This is a genomic window from Parvibaculum sp., assembly GCF_049672805.1.
Lineage (GTDB): Bacteria > Pseudomonadota > Alphaproteobacteria > Parvibaculales > Parvibaculaceae > Parvibaculum.
In genome coordinates this window covers 1-2,108 of the sequence record NZ_JBATWS010000207.1, presented here as the reverse complement: position 1 = coordinate 2,108, position 2,108 = coordinate 1, and the positions used below count along the sequence as shown (strand labels likewise).

At 61.2% G+C, this 2,108-nt stretch carries 2 protein-coding genes; both read right to left on the bottom strand.

The genetic code is table 11. The features are described from left to right. Positions 1–62: 62 nt before the first annotated feature. The gene (locus WBF74_RS06645) at positions 63–1,280 is read right to left on the bottom strand and encodes an LLM class flavin-dependent oxidoreductase (RefSeq protein WP_424437046.1); all 1,218 of its coding nucleotides are present in this window, start codon (positions 1,278–1,280) and stop codon (positions 63–65) included. 61 nt (positions 1,281–1,341) lie between these two features. Beyond that, on the bottom strand, positions 1,342–2,108 hold a 767-nt coding region (locus tag WBF74_RS06640; protein ID WP_424437043.1), incomplete at its 5' end, for an LLM class flavin-dependent oxidoreductase.

Here is a 2,108-nt window from a genome sequence, read left to right as displayed (position 1 = left end):
TGAGGTGACAAAAAAGGGCGGCTCGGCGGAGCCGCCCTTTCTGTTCGTGCTGGTCGCTGCGCTTATTCCGCCGCGTCCGTCTTCTTGTCGAGGCCCATGGCAGCGAGGATTTCGGGGCGGATATTTTCCGTGCCCTTCTTTTCCACATGCTGAGCGACGCGCGTGCCGACCGCCATCATGGCTTCGCCCATGAAGGTCGGGCGGTTGTCGCGTGCCCAGTTGAGCGAGGCTTCGCGGTTTTCGTTGAGGCCCTGGAACTTCGGGAAGACATAGCGCGCCATCAGCTCGTAGGAGCGCTTGGTATTTTCCCAGTTGGCCCAGTTATGCGCGAGCTGCATGAAGCAGCCAAAGCCGCCCGACTGCGTCTGGAGGCGCTCGATCTGTGCGATGGCGTCATCCGGCGTGCCGATCACGGCCATGCCGGAAGCGATGAGCGCATCCACCGGGTCCGACCCATCGGTCTGGGCGAGCGGGAGGGCTGCCACTACGCGGAAATAGTAGAGCCACTGTTCAAGGCCGAAGCGCACATTCTCGCGCGCCCTTTCCCGCGTCTCGGCGATATGCACGGGTCCGACAAGGCGCCACTGGCTGCGATCGACTGTCTTGCCATGCTCTTTCGCGGTTTCCTCGCAGATTGCCCAGTTGGAGGACAGCGCGTTGAAGCCGCCGGCAGAGGTCGCGCCGATTGAGAGAAGGCCGAGGCCGTGGCGGCCCGCCGCCGTTGCGCCGGTCGGCGAGACCTGACTTGCCACCGCTATTTCAACCGAGGGGCGCGACCAGGGCGTCATCTGGAGACGTGCGTCTTTCAGCTCGAACCAGTCGGTCTTTGCGGTCACCGTTTCGCCGCGCAGCAGCGGCACGATCACGTCAAGCGCCTCGTCCATCATGTCGCGCTGCTTTGCGACCGTGATGCCCATCATGAAGGCATCAGAGGGAAGCGAGCCCGGTCCGACGCCCAGCATCACGCGGCCCCGCGTGATGTGGTCAAGTTGGTTGATGCGGTCCGCCAGCATCAGCGGATGGTGATAGGGCAGCGAGGAGACGCCCGTGCCAAGCTTGATGTTGCGCGTGCGCTCGGCAACCGTTGCGATGAAAAGCTCGGGGCTTGCGATCAGTTCATAGCCCGCCGAGTGATGCTCGCCGATCCATGCTTCATCATAGCCGAGCTTGTCCATCCACTGGACGAGTTCGATGTCGCGTTCAAGTGCGAGGGTCGGATTTTCATTCAGCGGGTGAAACGGTGCAATGAAGGCACCGAACCGCATCTTTGTTCCTGTCATGGTGATGCTTCCTGTTTGACGTGTCCTGTTTGGCTTATCCTGTTTTCGAGGCGCGGGGGCTTCAGCCCTGCTTCTTCGCCTTCGCTTCTTCTTCAGCCTGATGCTTGACGATGGTCTGCATCGCGGCGTTCATGGCTGCGCCGATGAACTCGCCCGCATTTTCCGTCGCCCATGCAAGCGATTCCTCGCGCGCCGTATTCGCGCCGTGGAATTTCGGCTTCACATGCCGCGCGAAAAGTTCGTAGGAGCGCTTGGTGTTCTCGAAGTTCGCCCAGTTATGCGCAAGCATGAGGAAGGCGCCGAAGCCCGGAATCTTTTCCTGAAGGCGTTCGATCTGCGCAATCGCATCATCGGGCGTGCCGACAATGGCCTGTCCGCTTTCGATCATCGCGTCGAGCGGGTCGCGGCCTTCCTTCACATCAATGCCCATCGGGTTGATGGAGCCGAAATAGTGACGCCATTTGTCGAAGCCATATTTCACCTGGGCGCGCGCTTCTTCGCGGGTTTCAGCGAGATGCATCGGGCCGACAAGGCGCAGGCGCGAGGGGTCCATCTCCCGGCCATTTTCAGCAGCGGTCTTCTTGGCGATTTCCCAGTTGATGCTGAGTGCGTCATAGCCTGCCGTGTTGGTGGCGGCGACGCAGAGCATGCCGAGGCCATGCTTGCCAGCGAGTTTGCCGCCAGAGGGCGTGACCGAGCTTGCAACGGCAACTTCCGGATAGGGATCGCTGAAGGGGCGAAGCTGAAGCTTTGCCTTGTTGAGCTTGAACCATTCGGTTTCTTCCGTCACCGTCTCGCCCTTGAAGAGGCGGAGGATCACTTCAAGCC